15 protein-coding genes are annotated in these 16,886 nt (G+C 69.1%); 7 read left to right on the top strand and 8 right to left on the bottom strand.

Translation table 11 applies throughout. The annotated features are described in order from the left end of the window. Nucleotides 1-233: 233 nt before the first annotated feature. The 7 genes from JQC91_RS17685 to JQC91_RS17655 form a co-directional block, all read right to left on the bottom strand. Nucleotides 234-1,322 (bottom strand): ankyrin repeat domain-containing protein, encoded by a 1,089-nt coding sequence (locus JQC91_RS17685; protein WP_203288950.1) that lies wholly within the window; start codon nucleotides 1,320-1,322, stop codon nucleotides 234-236. Nucleotides 1,323-1,406: 84 nt separating this feature from the next. Continuing rightward, nucleotides 1,407-2,576: an ester cyclase gene (locus tag JQC91_RS17680; protein WP_203288948.1), complete on the bottom strand. Its 1,170-nt coding sequence runs from the start codon at nucleotides 2,574-2,576 to the stop codon at nucleotides 1,407-1,409. Nucleotides 2,577-2,647: 71 nt separating this feature from the next. Continuing rightward, nucleotides 2,648-3,787, bottom strand: coding sequence for an aldo/keto reductase (locus tag JQC91_RS17675; protein ID WP_238941680.1), 1,140 nt, complete (start codon nucleotides 3,785-3,787; stop codon nucleotides 2,648-2,650). A 22-nt stretch (nucleotides 3,788-3,809) separates the two neighbouring features. Beyond that, nucleotides 3,810-4,664: an SMP-30/gluconolactonase/LRE family protein gene (locus JQC91_RS17670; RefSeq protein ID WP_203288946.1), complete on the bottom strand. Its 855-nt coding sequence runs from the start codon at nucleotides 4,662-4,664 to the stop codon at nucleotides 3,810-3,812. Between the two features lie 185 nt (nucleotides 4,665-4,849). Then, entirely contained in the window at nucleotides 4,850-5,791 is a 942-nt protein-coding gene (locus tag JQC91_RS17665; RefSeq protein WP_203288944.1) for an SDR family NAD(P)-dependent oxidoreductase, read from the bottom strand. A 189-nt stretch (nucleotides 5,792-5,980) separates the two neighbouring features. Further along, nucleotides 5,981-6,901: an SDR family NAD(P)-dependent oxidoreductase gene (locus JQC91_RS17660; RefSeq protein WP_203288942.1), complete on the bottom strand. Its 921-nt coding sequence runs from the start codon at nucleotides 6,899-6,901 to the stop codon at nucleotides 5,981-5,983. Between the two features lie 55 nt (nucleotides 6,902-6,956). After that, the gene (locus JQC91_RS17655; protein WP_203288940.1) at nucleotides 6,957-7,913 is read right to left on the bottom strand and encodes an SDR family oxidoreductase; all 957 of its coding nucleotides are present in this window, start codon (nucleotides 7,911-7,913) and stop codon (nucleotides 6,957-6,959) included. Nucleotides 7,914-8,293: 380 nt separating this feature from the next. On the opposite strand from JQC91_RS17655, the gene JQC91_RS17650 reads away from it, so the two are divergent. Then, nucleotides 8,294-9,061: an AraC family transcriptional regulator gene (locus tag JQC91_RS17650; protein ID WP_203288938.1), complete on the top strand. Its 768-nt coding sequence runs from the start codon at nucleotides 8,294-8,296 to the stop codon at nucleotides 9,059-9,061. A gap of 341 nt (nucleotides 9,062-9,402) precedes the next feature. Here the strand turns inward: JQC91_RS17650 and JQC91_RS17645 are convergent, their stop codons facing one another. Continuing rightward, on the bottom strand, nucleotides 9,403-10,359 hold the full coding sequence (locus tag JQC91_RS17645) for an AraC family transcriptional regulator (protein ID WP_203288936.1): 957 nt from the start codon (nucleotides 10,357-10,359) through the stop codon (nucleotides 9,403-9,405). 574 nt (nucleotides 10,360-10,933) lie between these two features. On the opposite strand from JQC91_RS17645, the gene JQC91_RS17640 reads away from it, so the two are divergent. From JQC91_RS17640 to JQC91_RS17615, 6 genes are all read left to right on the top strand, one after another. Then, nucleotides 10,934-11,836 (top strand): AraC family transcriptional regulator, encoded by a 903-nt coding sequence (locus tag JQC91_RS17640; protein ID WP_203288934.1) that lies wholly within the window; start codon nucleotides 10,934-10,936, stop codon nucleotides 11,834-11,836. A gap of 29 nt (nucleotides 11,837-11,865) precedes the next feature. Beyond that, nucleotides 11,866-12,747, top strand: coding sequence for a helix-turn-helix transcriptional regulator (locus JQC91_RS17635; RefSeq protein ID WP_203288933.1), 882 nt, complete (start codon nucleotides 11,866-11,868; stop codon nucleotides 12,745-12,747). A gap of 112 nt (nucleotides 12,748-12,859) precedes the next feature. Further along, nucleotides 12,860-13,951, top strand: coding sequence for an aldo/keto reductase (locus tag JQC91_RS17630; protein WP_203288932.1), 1,092 nt, complete (start codon nucleotides 12,860-12,862; stop codon nucleotides 13,949-13,951). Beyond that, complete coding sequence (locus JQC91_RS17625; protein WP_203288931.1) at nucleotides 13,948-14,643, top strand: SDR family NAD(P)-dependent oxidoreductase; 696 nt, start codon at nucleotides 13,948-13,950, stop codon at nucleotides 14,641-14,643. Before JQC91_RS17630 ends, JQC91_RS17625 begins: the two co-directional genes overlap by 4 nt. A gap of 27 nt (nucleotides 14,644-14,670) precedes the next feature. Continuing rightward, on the top strand, nucleotides 14,671-15,621 hold the full coding sequence (locus JQC91_RS17620) for an alpha/beta hydrolase (protein ID WP_203288930.1): 951 nt from the start codon (nucleotides 14,671-14,673) through the stop codon (nucleotides 15,619-15,621). Nucleotides 15,622-15,670: 49 nt separating this feature from the next. Then, a complete protein-coding gene (locus tag JQC91_RS17615; protein ID WP_203288929.1) occupies nucleotides 15,671-16,834 on the top strand; it encodes an aldo/keto reductase in 1,164 nt (387 codons plus the stop codon). Nucleotides 16,835-16,886: the final 52 nt, after the last annotated feature.

Below are 16,886 nucleotides of genomic sequence, written 5' to 3'. Positions count from 1 at the left end.
CCTGCTCGGACCTATCGGGAACATCCCGCCCGCAGAGGCCGAAGCCACCTACTACGACCGGATCGACATGCAGCAGCGAGCCGCGTAACTCAAACCAACCAGCCTCCGGGAAACTCGGGGCGCTTCAGATCAGGAGATCGTGTGACTAGGACCAGCCGAAGGTTGAACCGGAGCGCGTGTACCGATGAATTCTTGATGAAGATCGCCTCGTGGAACAGTTTCGCGTCTATGCCTTACTGCTCCGCCTTCCGAAGCGCCGCAGCGCAGTTATCCAAGTCCAATCGCTCCGCTTGGTCCAATGCGGTCAAACCGTCATGGCCCCGGGGATCGAGCCGCGCGCCCGCTTCTAGGAGCGCGGGCACGACGGCGTCGCAGGCCCGCCGCCACACTGCATCGATCAGGGCGGTATAGCCGTTGTTCGGCCCTTGCGCCTCAAGGGGACCGCCAGCCTCCAGGAGGAGCCGCACCACATCGTCGTGACTGCCATAGGCGGCCTTGTGGACGGGGGTCGCCAGCATGACGAGACCGGTAGTATTGGGATCGGCTCCGGCGTCGAGGAGGCGGGCCACGATGGCCGCATGACCCTCCTGCGACGCCAGCACGATGGGGGTGAAGCCGTTCAGCGCCCGGCCTTGTGGGTCGGCTCCGTCCGCGAGCGCGGCTTCCACGCCCGCGAGATCGTCCGCCACAATGGAGTCCAGCAAGCGCGACAGCGGCGTGGATCTGGCACGCGCGGTCGCCTCTGTCTCGATTAGGGCGAGGATCGAAGCGGCTTGGCCGTCCTCGATGCCCGCCGATTCATCCGCTTCCGCCTCGGCGCGCGCGAAGCACAGGGCATCACAGGGTGCGGCGGTCCCATGCAAATGCGCGGCCACGTCGATGCGAGCCCCGCCGCGCAGTAGCGCGCGGACGGCGCCGGGCTGGCGATACCAAACAGCATCGATCAGGGCCGTGTGGCCGTTGAGAGGGCTCTGCTGGTTCATGAATGCGCCTGCCCCCAAAAGGTGCTCCACAACGCGGACGTTGCCGCCCATGGCGGCCTTGTGCAGCGCGGCCGTGCCGGTCTGGCGCTCGATGCGGTGGACGTCCGCGCCTGCCGCGAGAAGTAACTCGACAATTGCTGGGTCGGCGCGCCCTGCGGCGATCATCAACGCGGTGTGACCATCAGGATCGACCGCATTAGGGTCCGCATCCGCGCGCAGGATATCGCGTACTTCGTGGATGTCACCGGCCCGTACGGCTTCGGGGAGGGGCGGTCGGCTCCAGGCAATCGACGCGCAGACAAGTGCAAGACCCGCGGTCAGGGCGAACGTGAGGCGCATGGCAAGGTCTCCTATCAAGATTGGTGGAGGTGGGCGAGCGTCGGTCGCGGCGCCGCTACCTTGGGGCGATCGACCGATCGCGTGTCACCGGATCTGCTCCACGAGCGTCAGCCGATCGGGCATCTGCCAGCTCTCGACGATGCTGCCATCCTCGATGCGGTGGACGGCGATGGCGGAGAACTCGACCGCGCGGCCCGTGGCCGGGTAGCCGAACACCTCGCCCGTATGGGTGCCGGTGAGCGTGCCGATCACGGTCACCACGTCGTCGGCGAAGTGCAGGCTGTCGATGGCGAACCGGATGTCGGGGATGCCCTCCATGTAGGTGGCGATCTCGTCGAGATAGCTCTCCACGTCGCGGGTCGGGCGGCTCGGGCTCTCGCCGTGGACGAACCATTCCTCGCCCAGCGTACCTTCGAACAGATCGTCATCGCGCGCGTTCAGCCCTGCATAGTAGCGCTCGACCATGTCGAAGGCGCGCTCCCGCTCCAAGAGCGGCGAGGCCAGCGCGTCGGCGAAGTGGCCCACGTCCGGCGCGGCGGAGCGCAGGCGCAGGTAGCCCAGCACGAGGTTGTCGCGGGCCGGGTCGATGACGAGGATCTCTCCCTCGAACACGCGAAACTGCGTCAGCTCCTCGATGTTGGTGTAGTGCGACACTACCAGCAGGGGGCCGGAGCGGTCGGGGTCGCCCGCCCATGCGGAGATGCGGTCGCGCAGCGGCGTGACGTCGGGCGAGCCCCGCAAGCTCAGCAGCAGGTTGAGGTCCGGCGTCGTCTCGACGGGCATCGCGGCGGCGATCCCGGGGTCCACGTCGCCCATGCCTTGCAGGAGGCTCTGCACCGTCTGCTGATTGCGGCACCATTCCGATGCCACGACACGGGCGGGCACGATGCCGTTGGAGGCCAGCAGGCTCCCCATGTCGCGCATGTTGCGCCTGCCCTCGGGGGACATGATCCGCTGGTTGGCGCAGTCGGTGGGGGCCACGTCGACCTCGTCGAGCTTGGACCAGTCGGTGGGTCCATGTCGCATCAGGAAGACGAGGTCGCCGCGGGTGAAGATGTCGACGAGCTGCTGGTAGGGCTCGAAGCGCAGTCGGTCCGCGACCTCCCGCCCCCCGCCTGCCCCCACGGCCATCGCCATCTCGCCCATGTGAGCGCTGATCTGGGACACATCGGGACTGGAAGCATCCTGTGCGACTGCTGGGTCAGTCGAGAGATGCGCGGCGAGAGCGAGGATCAAGGCGGTGGTGCGGATCATCTTTGTCTCCGGTTCAAGCTATGCCGGTTGCGGGGCCGACCCCGCGCGGTGCGCGAGGTCGGGAAGGACGCTCAGGTCGCGTCTGGCGCCTCTGCGCCGTTCCACTCCTGCACGGGCGGCGGCGCGCGTTCGCCCTGCACCTCGATGGCGTCGAGGGCCGCCGTCATCTCAGCAAGCTCGTCCGGCGTCAGCGTCACCTGCGCCGCGCGGGCGTTCTCGCGCATGTGCTGGAGGTTCGTCGTGCCGGGGATTGGGATCAGGTCGTCGCGCTGCGCCATGAGGTAGGCCAGGGAGACCTGGCCCGGCGTCGCACCCTTCCGCTCCGCCCAATCGCGCGCGACCTGCACCAGCCGCAGGTTCGGCTCGCGGTTCGCAGGCTCCATGCGGGCGGTGTTGGCGCGGTAGTCCGATGGAACGAACTGCGTGTTCATGTCGATGGCACCGGTCATGAAGCCGTAGCCCAAAGGCGCATAGGGAACGAAGCCGATGCCCAACTCGCGCGTCAGCGGCAGCACATCCGCCTCGAAGCCGCGGAAGAGGACAGAGTACTCGTTCTGGACCGCGGCCAAGGGGCGCTCGGCATGGGCGCGGCGCAGCGTGTCCAGGCCCGGTTCGCTCAGACCCCAGTGCAGCACCTTTCCCTCGTCGATCATCTCGCCCACGACGCCTGCCACCTCGGCGATCGGCACCTGCGGGTCGACGCGGTGCTGGTACAGCAGATCTATGCGATCCGTCCCCAGCCGCCGGAGCGAGCCCTCGACGGCCCGGCGCACGTGGTCGGGGCGGCTATTGACGCCGCCGCCGAACGCGCCCGTCTCGGGATCGACATCGAAGCCGAACTTCGTGGTGATCTGCACCTCGTCGCGGAAGGGCGCGATGGCCTCGGCGAGGATCTCCTCCGCCGCGAAGGGCCCGTAGAACTCGGCGCAATCGAAGAAGTCGACGCCTTCCTCCTCGTGGGCGGCCCGGAGGAGGGCGACCATGTCCGCGCGTTCGGGGATCAGCGAGGTGAAGGTGCGGTGGACGTTCTGCACGCCCATCCCGATGGCGGAGGTCTCGAGGCCCCCGAGCATCCGACGGCCGGGGGCGGCTGCCGTCGATTGCGCGCGGGCCGTGCCGGGGGCGAAGGCGCCCGCGGCGACGGCGGTCGCGGCGACGGCCGCGCTGGTTAGGAGACCGCGGCGGGTGGGGGAGGTGGGTGTGTCGGTCATCGTCGAACTCCGTTTGGTGAGGTCAGGGGGTTGGAAGAAGCGGCTGCCCCTCGACACCGGGCAGGGAAACGCGAAGCATCCGGCCCCCGTCGCGGAAGGTCGGCCCCGTGGCGGCGGTCACGAAGAGCGCGTCGCCCGCAGGGTCGAAGGCCATGTTGGTGATGGAAGGCGCATTGGTATCAATCGGGTCGAGCATCGTGCCATCGGCCGCGATGCGATGGATGAACGGCGTGCCGAAATGCGCGACGTAGAGAGTGCCGTCAGTGTCGAGCGCCATGCCGTCGGGTTCGGGACGCCCCGATGGCGTCCATGTCGTCTCGGTCTCCGGCAGCACGGCGAAGACGGATGACGGACCCAGCGTGCCCCGCCCGTCGACGGGGAATGCCAGCACCCGGTTTGCACGACTTTCGCCGACGAGCAGCATGCGCCCATTCGCGCGCAGCACCACGCCATTGGGGAAGTCGATCCCCTCCGCCGCCAGCGTCGCCGTGCCTTCGGCATCAACGTGGAACACGCGCCCCGGGTCGGGTTCGCCGAAGCGGCCCGGATCGGTGAACCAGAAGCCGCCCGCCCCGTCCGGCGTCAGGTCGTTGGGCGTCAGGAAAGGCGCGGCACCTTCGGGAGGGACGATCAGTCCAAGCGGCGCACCGTCCGAAGAAAGCCGTAGAGGCCCGTCCGGCGTCTGGACCACGTGGATGCCGTCGTCCAGCACCTTGTGGCCGTTCGGCTGCATGACCTCGGCCCAAGTCGTGAAGGTGCCGTCGTCGCCGAACATGATGACGCGCCCGTTGAACGGATCGGAGGCGAAGAGCCGCCCCTTCGCGTCGAACACAGCGCCTTCGCCAAAGTCGGGGAGGACGGCGAAGGTCTCGATCATCTGGGCTACCGCGAGCGCGGGCCAAGCCGCGCAGACAGCCGCGAGGATCGCCGGGCGCAGCGGCACCGGGAACGTTCTCGGCGCGACCGGGGCGGTCGTGCGGTCGACCTCGTCCCCGGTCGCGCCCGCGCGCGAAACGCCCCGCCCCCTCAGGGAGGTCAGGACGGCGGGCGTCCCGCGCGATCTCATGCCGTGTAGCGCGCGTTCGCGCCCGCGGCGACGTCGATGGTCGCCCCCGTGACGAGGCGCGCGGCCTCGGTCGCGAGGTAGACCGCCGAGGGCGCGATGTCCTCGGGCTCCAGAAGGCCGATGTCCATCGGGTGGTAGTTCTCGTTGAGCCACGCATTGCCTTCGGCGCGCTGCTCCTCCGTCTGCGGCCCCGACAGGCCCGTGCGCACCGCCGTGGGCGCGATCGCGTTCACCGTCACGCCCTGCGGGCCAAACTCGATCGCAGCGGCCTTCACCAAGCCCTGCAACGCCCACTTGGACGCGACGTAGGCGGGGTTCGTGCCGTTGCCCTGCCGCCCAAAGGTGGACGAGGTCACGATGATCGCTCCGCCCCCGTTGGCCACGAGCGTCGGGCCGGCGGCGCGGATCGTGTTGGCGGTGCCCTTCACGTTGACGTCGGTGATAAGGTCCCAGTTCGCCTCCCATTCGTCGTCGGCGGTGTCGAGGAAGGGCTGGTTGCCAGCGATGCCCGCGTTGGCCACGACGACGCCCACGGGCGCGACGGACCCGGAGGCCTCGCGGAGGCCGTCACGCATCGCTTGGCGGTCGCGGATGTCGGCCCGCACGGTCGCGCAGGAGACGCCGAGTGCTTCGATCTCGGCCCGCACCGCCTCCAACTCGTCCGGCGTGGCCATCGGCACGCTCCAGCCGTCGATGTCGGCGGCGACGTCGAGCGCGATCACGTCTGCACCGCCCCGCGCCATCTCGAGCGCGATGGCACGACCGATGCCGCGCGCGGCGCCGGTCACGAGAGCGGACCGTCCCGCGAGCGGGCCATTGGCTTGCCCCTCCTGCGCCTGCGCAGACCCGGCGGCGAGGGTCGCGCCCGCCGCGAGGCCCGCGGCCCCGGTGGCAAGCAGAGTGCGGCGGGTCGTGCCGCCAGTAGTGTCGTCGGTCATCGTTGGTCTCCTCGTCTCAAGCGCAGGGCCGCAGTCGATTGGTGTCGCGGCTGCCGTTCTCGATCGCGATGGCGGTCGCCGTCGCGCGGTCGAGGCAACTGAGGTCCGGGCTATGCGGCCGGGACGGGGCGCCTCCGGTCGGCGCGCAGGCCGAGACCAGTAAGGCCGCCACGACGCAGAGCCGGACCATCATGCCGTCCACCGGATGTTCGCGCCGGCGGCGACGTCCACGATCTCGCCGGTAATGAAGGCTGCGCGCGGGCTCGCGAGGAACGCGACCGCGTGGCCGATCTCGACGGGCTCCAGGAATGCGATGTCCATGGCATTGTAGCCGCCGTTCGACAGCGCCTCGTTGGCCTGCTCCAACGCGTCGCCCTCCGGCATCCGGACGCTCTCGACGGCGGTGGGTGCGACGGCGGTCGCGGTCACGCCAGCTGACGCGGCTGCGGCGGCCGCGGACTTCACCAGCCCGTTCACGCCCCACTTGCTCGCGACGTATTGCGCGTTGCCCGCGCTGCCGTGGCGAGCCACAGACGATGAGGTGACGACCACCCGGCCGCGACCACGCTCCATCATCGGCGGCATAAAGACCCGGATCGTGTTCGCGGTGCCGTTCAGGTTGACGTCGATGGCCACGCGCCACTCATCGCCCGTCATCTCGTCGAAAGCGGCGGAGGTCACGATGGCGGCGTTCGGACACAGGATATCGACCGGACCCAGCTCCGCCTCGACGGCGGCGCGGGCCTCTCGCAACGCGGCCTCGTCGCGGATGTCGGCGACGATAGCCATGGAACGGACGCCCTCGGCGCGGACCAGCTCGACCGCTTCGTCGAGATCGGCGCGCGAGGCGAGTGGATAGCCGATGCCGGGAATGGCCTCCGGATCGGCGATGTCGAGAATGGCCACGTCCGCACCCATCCGCGCCAGTTCCAGCGCGATGGCCCGCCCGATGGCGCGCGCGCCGCCGGTGACGAGGGCGATTTGGCCCGCGAGCTCGCCTGCGGGCGCATCCTGCGCCCGGGCGGCGGTGGTTCCCAACGTCGTCGCGGCGGCGGCGAGCGCACCGCCCGCCAGCATCGCACGGCGGGTTGGATCGGTGTCGTCGGTCATGTCGGTCTCCCGTGTCGTTCAGGTTTGAGCCGCCCACTATGCGGACGGCTTGGCATCAGGTATTCGGATTCGGCGGCGCAAAGGGTCCCGTCAGCATCCCCATCGTCACGTCGAGATCGGTGCCCTGGATCGACGAGGGCGCATCGCCCATGGCGAGGAACATCACCACATCGGCCATCTCGGTTACCGTATTGGTGGTGTGGCGGACATTCGGTGCCTGCGCTTCGTCGGGATCGTTGCCCTGCGCCTCGATGGAAGCGCGGCGCATGGGCGTGTCCACACCGCCCGGCGAGATCGAGTTGATGCGGATGCCCTGCATCCCGTAGTCGAGCGCGGCCCCGCGGGTGAGGCCCAACACCCCGTGCTTGGAGGTCGAGTAGGGGCCGATCCCTGGGAAGCCGCCATGCGCGCTGACCGAGGCATTGTTGACGATCACGCCGCGCAGGCCGTGGCGGCCCCACGGCTCGTTCCCGAGCATCACCGGGATCTCGTGCTTCATCGACAGGAACACGCCGCGTCCGTTCGTGGCCCAGACGTCGTCGAAATCCGCCGCCTCGATCTCGGCCAAGGGGCCGTTGCCCGTCAGCGAGCCGTTTCCGAACACCACGCCCGCATTGTTGAAGGCCACGTGGAATGGGCCGTAGTACTCCGTCGCGGCGCGCACGAAGTCGACGATCTGCGCTTCCTCGCGCACGTCGGACTGCATGTAGAAGGCGCCCCCGCCGCTGGCCTGTACGGCCGGGTCGGCATTGATCTCCGCGGCGATCCGCTCGCCCATCTCGGCGCGGCGTCCGTTGAAGGAGACCTTGGCCCCTTCGGCAGCGAAGGCCCGTGCGGTGCCTTCGCCGATGCCAGAGGTGGCGCCCGTTATGAGGACGTGGCGGTCCGCGAAGCGTGGGGACGCGGCAGGGGCTTCTTGCGCCGTCGCGGATCGGGTCGCAGCGACGGTGGCGAGGCCGGCCGCGGCGGCGCCGAGAAGGCCGCGGCGGGTGGTGTCGGTTGTGTCGGTCATCGAGATCTTCCTTCTTTGGTGATGGGGGATGCGATCGTGCGCGGCTGGGAAGCGAATTGCATCCTGGCTTGCCCGAAGAGAGCGGAACGGCTCCTGCGTTCGGTCTTCGTCATAATGCGTCCGTTGATCGTGTGCGGTGGCCGCGATCGGCCGCCATTCGGAATGACAAACGGGGGGGAGGGGGAGGGGTTGCCGCGACGATTGGGCATACCGAGAGGCTTTTGGAGCCGTCGCTTCTGAGAACCGATTGATGAGCCAAAGATTATCCCGACTGCCTCCGGTTCCCGGCCACTTGAAATCGGCAAGATCGGGACGGTCGCGATCCACGTCGGCCTCGCCGCATTGCGGATCCTCGCTATGTTCGGGCGGTGACCTGGACCATGCAGACCGACGACATCGATGCCTTCTGGGGCGTCATCCCGCCGCCTGACGAGACCGTCGAGCCGTCCGTAAGCGAGCCCTATAGCCTCGGTTACAACTTCACCGGCACTCACGCCGTGGTCGACGTGGAAGGCCGCGGCGAGCGCCGCTCGCTGCACGGCATGACCGGCGGCTTCAACGGCGCGGAGAGCATCCGCTGGGTCGGGCTCGACCGCCCCGCCGAATGCATCTCGGTGCAGGTCTCCGAACGTCTGCGCCGCGCCGTGGCCGACGAGATGGCGGCACCCGGCCTCGTGGACCTCGCGGATGTCTACGATTGCGAGGATGCAGTCCTCACCGCGCTGGCGCTGCGGTTGCGCGCGACCGGCCGCGGCGCCTGGTCGACCTCCGCACTGGAACTCGAGGAGGTCGTGCGCGCGGCGTTGCGCCATATCGCAGTCGACAGTTTCGGCGGACGACTTCCACGGGCGAACGCCAAAGGTCTGGATGGCCGAAGACTCGACCGCGTGGTCGAGTTCCTCGACGCCAACATCACCCGTCGGACCACCTTGGAGGAATTCGCCGCCGTCGCGGCGATGAGCCCGTTCCGGTTCCAGGAAGCCTTCAAACACAGCACTGGCCTGACGCCCCATGCGTTTCAGACGGCGTGGCGCATGGACCGGGCGGCGGAGATGATCCGGGACGGCGCGACGCGGGAAGCTGCGGCAGGGGCCATCGGGTATACGCCCGGGCATGGGTTCCGGGACGCGCTTCGGCGGCACACCTGACTGTAGGCGATCGCCGCCGGCGCAGATCGACCGGAGGGCTAGTCGGGCTGAGGCGACTTCTCGACTTCCCCCTATACCCGGATTGGGCGCAGGAAAGCAAAATGACCGTCTGACCCCTCCGCCACTCATAACGTACGATGCGAGGCATGTAGGGAACACCGCTGGATGAACGGAGAAGGCATTCGACGGCCCCGGGTCGGATAGGTGGGTCCATCGCAATCCAGCAGGATCCGCCGGGCCTGTCGTCGTACGATCCGACCGACGTTTTGCATGATCGGATCGCGGTCGAAGTTTGGACCATGGGTCGCGTGCTTGCGCGATGGGCGAAAGTCCGACCCACCTCAACCATCGTGAGGCACCGCGCCGTATGCGCGCAACATCGACGGCGTGAGCCCGTAGCGATTGCGGAAGTTCCGGGTGAGGTGCGCGTGGTGGGAGAACCCGCAGCGATGTGCGATCTCTGCGATGGGAAGGGTGGTATCCGGCAACAGGGCTCTCGCCCGCTCGCAGCGCCGCCGCTGGACGTAGGACCATGTCGGCTCGCCCGTCTCGGCCTTGAACCGGCGTGCGAAGTGGGATGGCGAGAGGTTGGCGACCGCCGCCAGGTCCGCGACGGCGAACGGCTCCGCCAGGTGCGCTTCCAGATGCTGCACGGCCCGCGCGATGCGGGGGTCGATGGCCCGCCGAGCATTGGTCGGTCGCGGCGAGTCGGCAGACGCTTGAAGGGCGTGCTCGATGAGCAAGTCCAGCAGCCGGACCGTCGCGCGCGCGATCTCGCCCTCGGCGGATCGTAGCGCCCAGGCCCGCCGCAGCAGCGCCGGGATCAGCGGATCGTCGATGCGCCGCGCTATGGGCGGCGAAGACGAGAGCGGCATCCGAAGGCAGAGAAGGTTGCCCCGCACCCCTGCGGTGCCGCCCTTGCCCGGCGGGACTAGCGCGAGATCTCCCGCATGCAGGGGACGAGCGAGGTCGGGAACCGGAATGCCCCGGGTCGGCGCGTCGAGTACGAGGATGAGCGTGCTTACCCCGTTATCCGCCGTGATGTCGCGCACGAGCGAGATCGTCCGCGGCTCCGCCACGCGACCCACGCTGCCGTCGGCCTCTCGGAGGAACGCGCTGCTCCCGGGGTCCAGTGATACTCGCTCCAAGACCATGATCGGGGAAGAAGCACGAGCGAGGCACCCGGTATTCCGGGCGGGCCGGGATTCCGTGATCCGAAAGACGAAAGCGCCGACGATCCTGTTACGGACCAGGCGCGCCGCCCTCCGCTCGGCCCTCATCCGTTCGTCCTCGGTCATCCCGCTCGAGCAGCAGTCGGATCAGCACGAGCGCTGCCTCGGCGACCGGCTGGGGCGCAAGCCACACGCGGGGGCAAAGCAGCGCGACGAGGGGGTCGTCGATCGGGCGGGCTGGACCCGTCACCGCCAAGCCGGGCAGCAAGACCCGCAGCGCGCGAAGCGTGCCGCGGATGACGAGCGTCGCGCGGGATGGTAGGAGGATTGCCGCGCCCGAACGGTCGCGCGAGGGTGCTGCGGACCACGCAAGTCTGCCCCGCCCCGCGATCCGCAGGAAAACCTCCGGCGCCTCCCCCGCCCGCACCAGATCGCCAGATCCACAGGCTTCGTGGTGAACGCTCCCACCTCGCAGGTAGCGGATGCGCGTGTCGTCGGACGGTGGGAGAGTGTCTGACGTCATCCTGTGATGATCGCGCGCATTCGACAGGCCGTATTCCGGAATCGTCGGCGAACTCGCCGCGGGTTCCACAACCGCTCGACGATTACGGAAGAAACGATCATTCTGTGCTATAGACTGATCCCGATCCGTCGCGTGCGCCCCTCCCCCCGCGGTCGGACGTGAAAGGAGGCGGGCGACATGACACAGCAGACCGCGTCATCCTTGGCGGACTTCTATCGCGACCCGGCCTCGCCCTACGCAGGCTTCCCGCAGGAGCATCGGTCGGGTGGGTCGATGCCGGTAAGACTGTTAAGGGTAAAGCAAGGCGAAGTTGAAGCCTCCGATCCCGCCGTCCCTGATCTCAATATCATCGTAGGTTTGAAGGCGGACATCCCATTCGCATGGGACATCGGCGATGGTTGGATGGAACACCAAGTTTGGCGACCCGGCGAAATCAACGTCGTACCTCCCCATACCACCGCAGCGTACCGATGCGACGGGGATCACGAGATACTGATTCTCGGTCTCAAAGCTAACTTTCTTTCCAGCGTTTTGGACGATCATCGAATAGGCACTCTTTCGATCTTCGAACACTTGGCAGCCGCAGATCTCTTCCGCGACGAGCCCCTGCGACGCACGGCCATGCAGCTCTGGACCGAAAGCGCGCGCACGGGCGGCACGAGCGACCTTCTAATCGACGGGCTCACCCAAGTGCTTCTTGCCCGACTGCTCGACAAGGCGGGTGCCCTGCGCAAGCCGCAGCCAATCCTGCCACTGTCCCCGGCCGAATTGGCTCGCATCGACGCACTGGTCGAGCACCGCATGGGCCAGCGCCTCACCGTCGAGGACCTCGCCCGCGCCCTCGACATGCCCCGCTGGACCTTCGCCGACGCCTTCAAGACCACCACCGGCGACACGCCTCACAGCTACGTCACCGCCAAGCGCGTCGAGAAAGCCTGCGAGTTCCTCCGCCTCGGCGACATGCCGCTCGCCGAAATCGCCTATGCCACCGGATTCGCGTCGCAGAGCCACATGACCGATACGTTCCGCCGCGTGATGGGGACGACGCCTGGGAAATGGAGAACCGAGGTGCGGGGATGAGCGGTCGCCGGATCGGATCGCTCCGCGGCATGGCGAACGGCCTCGACCGTGCCGGGATCGTGCACTCCCGCGACGTCGGCGAAGGACTGTCGCGGTTTGACTCGCAGCCGGATGTCCTCGGTACCCTGTCCGTCGGACAGGACCGCGTGGTCCTCACCCGGCCGGGCGTCGATGCGTGGAGTGGGACCGTCACGTTGCCGCGGGACGTCGTGATCGTAAACGCGGGCGGCTATGCGCACGTCACAGGGGTCAACACCGACGCCCCGCGCGAGTGCGAGGTGCCGGGCGACAGCTGGACGTTTCACCCGAAGGACACGGAGATCCGCAAGCTCCACGTCGCCCATCGCGGCACCAGCCTGATGGTGGAGTACGCGGACGGCGTCATGGCAGGCCTGCGCGCGGCCGCGGCGGGCTGCCTCCATTCGTTTCAAGGCCGCCGGAGCCGGGCCGCCGTCGAGATCGGCGCCCGGCTCTCGGAGGCGGTCCGAGCGCCGGGCCGCGCCGATCCCCTCTACCTCGAAGGCCTCGTGGTAGCGCTGCGCGGCCTGGTGGCGGCGGAGATGTCGGGCGTCGGGCATGCGACGGTCCCGCGTCTGAGCGACGCGCGGCTCGGGCGCGTCATTGACCACGTCGAAGCGAACATCGGCAGCGCGCTGTCGCTCGCCGCGCTGGCGGACGTGGCCGCGCTCAGCGTCAGCCAGTTCTCGCGCGCTTTCCGCGACGCCTTGGGCGAGCCGGCCTGGGCATACGTCCAGCGGCGGCGCTGCGAGCGCGCGTCGGAACTGCTCCTGCACGGGGACGCGCCAATCGCCGCGGTGGCGGCGTTTTGCGGCTTCTCGAGCCAGGCGCGGATGACGCGCGCGTTCCGCAGGCGATGGAACGTGACGCCCGGCAACCTGCGCGAGGGCTAGGGGTAGGACGGCACGATCCTGCAAAGGAACGCGCGGATGCGGCAACGACGGCCCCCCGGGGCCGACCTATCCTTGTGATCGCAACACAATGATTAGGGAGGCGCGCGACGCCATGCGGTACAAGACCCTCGGCCCCACGGGCCTGCGCGTCTCCGAGGCCTGCCTCGGCACGATGACCTTCGGCGAGGATTGGGGCTGGGGTGCACCCGAGGAGACCTGCCGCGCCATCTACGAGGCGTTCCGCGAGGCGGGCGGCAACTTCGTCGACACGGCCAACCTCTACGTGAACGGCGAGAGCGAGCGCATCACCGGGCGCCTGATCGCCGAGCGTCGGGACGAGGTCGTGCTGGCGACGAAGTACTCCAACGCGATGGCGCCGATGCATCCAAATGCCGGCGGCAACCACCGCAAGAGCATGGTGCAGGCGCTGGAGGGTAGCCTGAAGCGCCTCGGCACCGATCGGATCGACCTCTACTGGGTGCACAACTGGGATTTCGGGACGCCGGCCGAGGAGATCATGCGCGGCCTCGACGACCTCGTCCGCGCGGGCAAGATCCTTCATATCGGCCTGTCGGACGCGCCCGCCTGGGCGGCGGCGCAGTGCAACACGATGGCCGAGCTGCGCGGCTGGACGCGCTTCGCCGCGCTGCAGGTCGAGTACAGCCTGATCGAGCGGACAGCCGAGCGCGAACTGATGCCCATGGCCGACGCCTTCGGCCTCGACATGCTGGCGTGGTCGCCGCTCGCGGGCGGGCTACTCACGGGCAAGTACAACGAGGGGTCCGGGGGCGGGTCCAAGGACGGCTCCGGGAACCGCCGCCTCGACGTCTCGGACACCCATCCGAAGTCCGACCGCAACCTCGCCATCGCGCAGAAGGTCGTCGACGTCGCGAAGGACCTCGGCACCGAGCCGGCCGCCGTCGCGCTGCGATGGACGATGGACCGGGGCACGATCCCGCTGATCGGGGCGACGAAGCTCGAACAGCTCGAGTCCAACCTCTCCGCGCTCGACCTGACGCTCGACGCAGACCAAACGAAGGCGCTCGACGAGGCGAGCGCCATCGATCTGGGCTTCCCGCACGCGTTCCTGACCGCCACGCGCAACATGGCCTGGGGCGGGGCGTGGGACGATCTCGACAAGCGCAGCGTCCACGGTCTCCAGCGGGAGCTGAAGGCAGCGAAGGGCCAGGAGCTCGACCTGTGAGCACGCCGCGCACCGCCCTCGTCACCGGCGGCAACCGGGGCATCGGCTACGCCGTCTGCGCCGCCCTGCTCGAGCGCGGGCTGCGGGTCTGGATCGGCGCGCGCGACGAGGCGGCGGGGCGCGAGGCGGTCGAACGGCTGGGCGGGCCGTCGGAGAGGATCGACTGGGTGACGCTGGAGGTCACGGACGGCCTGTCCGTCGAGGAGGCGGCCGCCACGATCGACGAACGCGGGAGCGCGATCGACGTGCTCGTCAACAACGCGGGCATCTATCCGCAGGCGCCACTCTTGGAGGCCGGGGCGGACGACCTGAGCGAGGCGCTGGAGGTCAACACCGTCGGGCCGCTGCGGACGACTACGGCGTTCCTGCCGGGTATGAACGCGCGCGGCTACGGGCGGGTGGTCAACATGTCCTCGGGCTACGGCGCGGTCTGCGCGGGCCTGTCGGGCCCGCCGCTCTATTCCGTGTCGAAGGCCGCGCTCAACGCGCTGACGCAGGCGCTGGCCGCCGAGGCCGGGACGGGTGTCGCGGTCTCCGCGATGTGCCCCGGCTGGGTGCGCACCCGCATGGGCGGCAACGGTGCCGAGCGCAGCCCCGAGGAGGCGGCGGACACGGCCGTCTGGCTGGCGACGGCGGAGAGCACGGAGGCCAACGGCCGGTTCTTTCGGGACCGTAAGGAGATCGGCTGGTGAGACGAACCGACATGAGAGGAGATGCAAATGCCTGAGGTGAACATCCTGCGCGAGGACCTCGCGTTGCAACATGATGGCGGCACGACCGAGACCGTCTCTGTCGAGACCGTTCGTCTCAAGGCCGGCGATCGCGAGGTGGTGGGCAACCTCTACCGCCCGAAGGGTGCCGGGGGCGAGGTGCCCGCGGCGGTGGTCGCGGGCTCACTGACCTCCGTCAAGGAGATGATGGGCGGCATCTACGCCCGCGCGCTGGCCGAGCGCGGCGTCGCGGCGCTGGCGATCGACTATTCCGACTACGGCGAGAGCGGCGGCGAGCCGCGGCTCTTCGACGATCCGAGCAAGAAGCTCGAGGATCTGAAGGCGGCGGCTGGGCACCTCGCAGGCCGCGACGACGTCTCGGGCGTGGGCATGCTCGGCGTGTGCACCTCAGGCGGCAACGCCATGTACGTCGCCGCCGATCCCGGCCCCGTCGGCGCCGTCGCGACGGCGGCCGGCTGGTTCTCGGAACCGTCGATCACGCCCGACGCCTATGGCGGCGAGGACGAGGTCAAGAAGCGCCGCGAGGCGGGCGAGGCCGCGCGCCGCAAGTACGAGGAGACGGGCGAGGTCGAGACGATCCCAGCCTATAGCGACACCGACGAGACCGCCTCGCACATGGGCCCGATGGAGTACTACATGGACGCGGCCCGCGGCGGCGGGGTCGCGGCCTACGACAACCGCCTCGCGGTGATGTCCTGGGGGCCGTGGATGGACTTCGATCCCGTCGCACGCGCGGCCGAGGCCAAGGTGCCGGTCCTGATCGTGCATTCCGACGACAGCGCGTTCCCCGACCAGGCCAAGAAGGTCCACGAGGCGCTCGGCGCGCATGGCGCGCTTCATTGGACGACCGGCGCGCATTTCGACTTCTACGACCACGCCGACAAGGTCGCCGAGACGGCCGACGCGGTGGCGGCGCACTTCAAGGCGCATCTTGCCTGACGGCGGGCTGGGCGCGCCGGACAGAACCAAAACCATGGGGAGAAGAGACATGACCGACGAACAAGACAACGACCACGAGATCGACCCGCTCCGCCGGGGCCTCCTAGCCGGCGTGCCGCTGACGGCCGCCGCGCTCGCCCTCGGCGCCGGCGGGGCCGCCGCGCAGCAGGCCGCCTCCGCCCCCGCGCCGGGCCGCCGGATGCTGGGCGGGCTGGAGACCTCCGAACTGGGCCTCGGCGTGCAGAACATGCACCGGACGTTCCACACCATCGTGCCGCACCGTGACGACGTGATCGCGCTGATCCGCACGGCCTACGAGGAGGGCGTAACCTTCTTCGACTGCGCCGAGGTCTACGGGCCGTTCCTCAACGAGGAGATCCTGGGCGAGGCGATGGCGCCCTTTCGCGACGATGTGCAGGTCGTCACCAAGTTCGGCTACGACATCGATCTCGAGACGGGCGCCTGGGACGGCGGTCTCAACAGCCGCCCCGAACACATCCGCGCCGCCGTCGAGGGGTCGCTCCGCCGGCTCGGCACGGACCGGGTGGACCTGCTCTACCAGCACCGCGTCGACCCCGACGTGCCGATCGAGGACGTGGCGGGCGTTGTCTCGGACCTCATGGACGAGGGCAAGGCGCTGCATTGGGGCCTGTCGGAATGCGGCCCCGCCACGCTGCGCCGGGCGCATGAGCTGCTGCCCTTGGCCGCCGTCCAGTCCGAGTACTCGATGCTCTGGCGCGGGCGCGAGGACGACATCATCCCGATCACGCGGGAACTCGGCATCGGCTTCGTGCCCTTCGCGCCCTTGGGCTACGGGTTCCTGACCGGGGCCATCGACATGGCGACGAGCTTCGCGCCGGGCGACTTCCGCGCGAACACGTCCCGCATGGATGTCGGCGAGGACGGGGGCGGCAACCGCGCGGCGAACATGGCCATCGTGGACCTCGCCCGCGAATGGGGCGCGCGCAAGGACGCCAAGCCCGGGGAGATCGCGCTCGCCTGGCTCCTAGCCCAGGGGGATAGCATCGTGCCGATCCCCGGGACGACACAGCTGCCGCATCTGCGCGACAACATCGCGGCCGCTCAGGTCACGTTCACCGAAGGCGAACTGGCCGAACTGACCGCGGCGCTCGACGCGATCGAGGTGCAGGGCGAGCGCGCGCCGCCCATGGTGGCGGAATGGTCCGACGTCGAGGCGCCGGACGCGACCTAGACCCACGACCGCGATCCCCTCGGCCCCCGCCACCCGCGCGGGGGGCCGGCAT

The sequence above is a fragment of the Jannaschia sp. Os4 genome, from assembly GCF_016820245.1.
Classification (GTDB): domain Bacteria; phylum Pseudomonadota; class Alphaproteobacteria; order Rhodobacterales; family Rhodobacteraceae; genus Jannaschia.
Note: the sequence above shows the minus strand (reverse complement) of the source record. Positions and strands in the feature narration are given on the sequence as shown.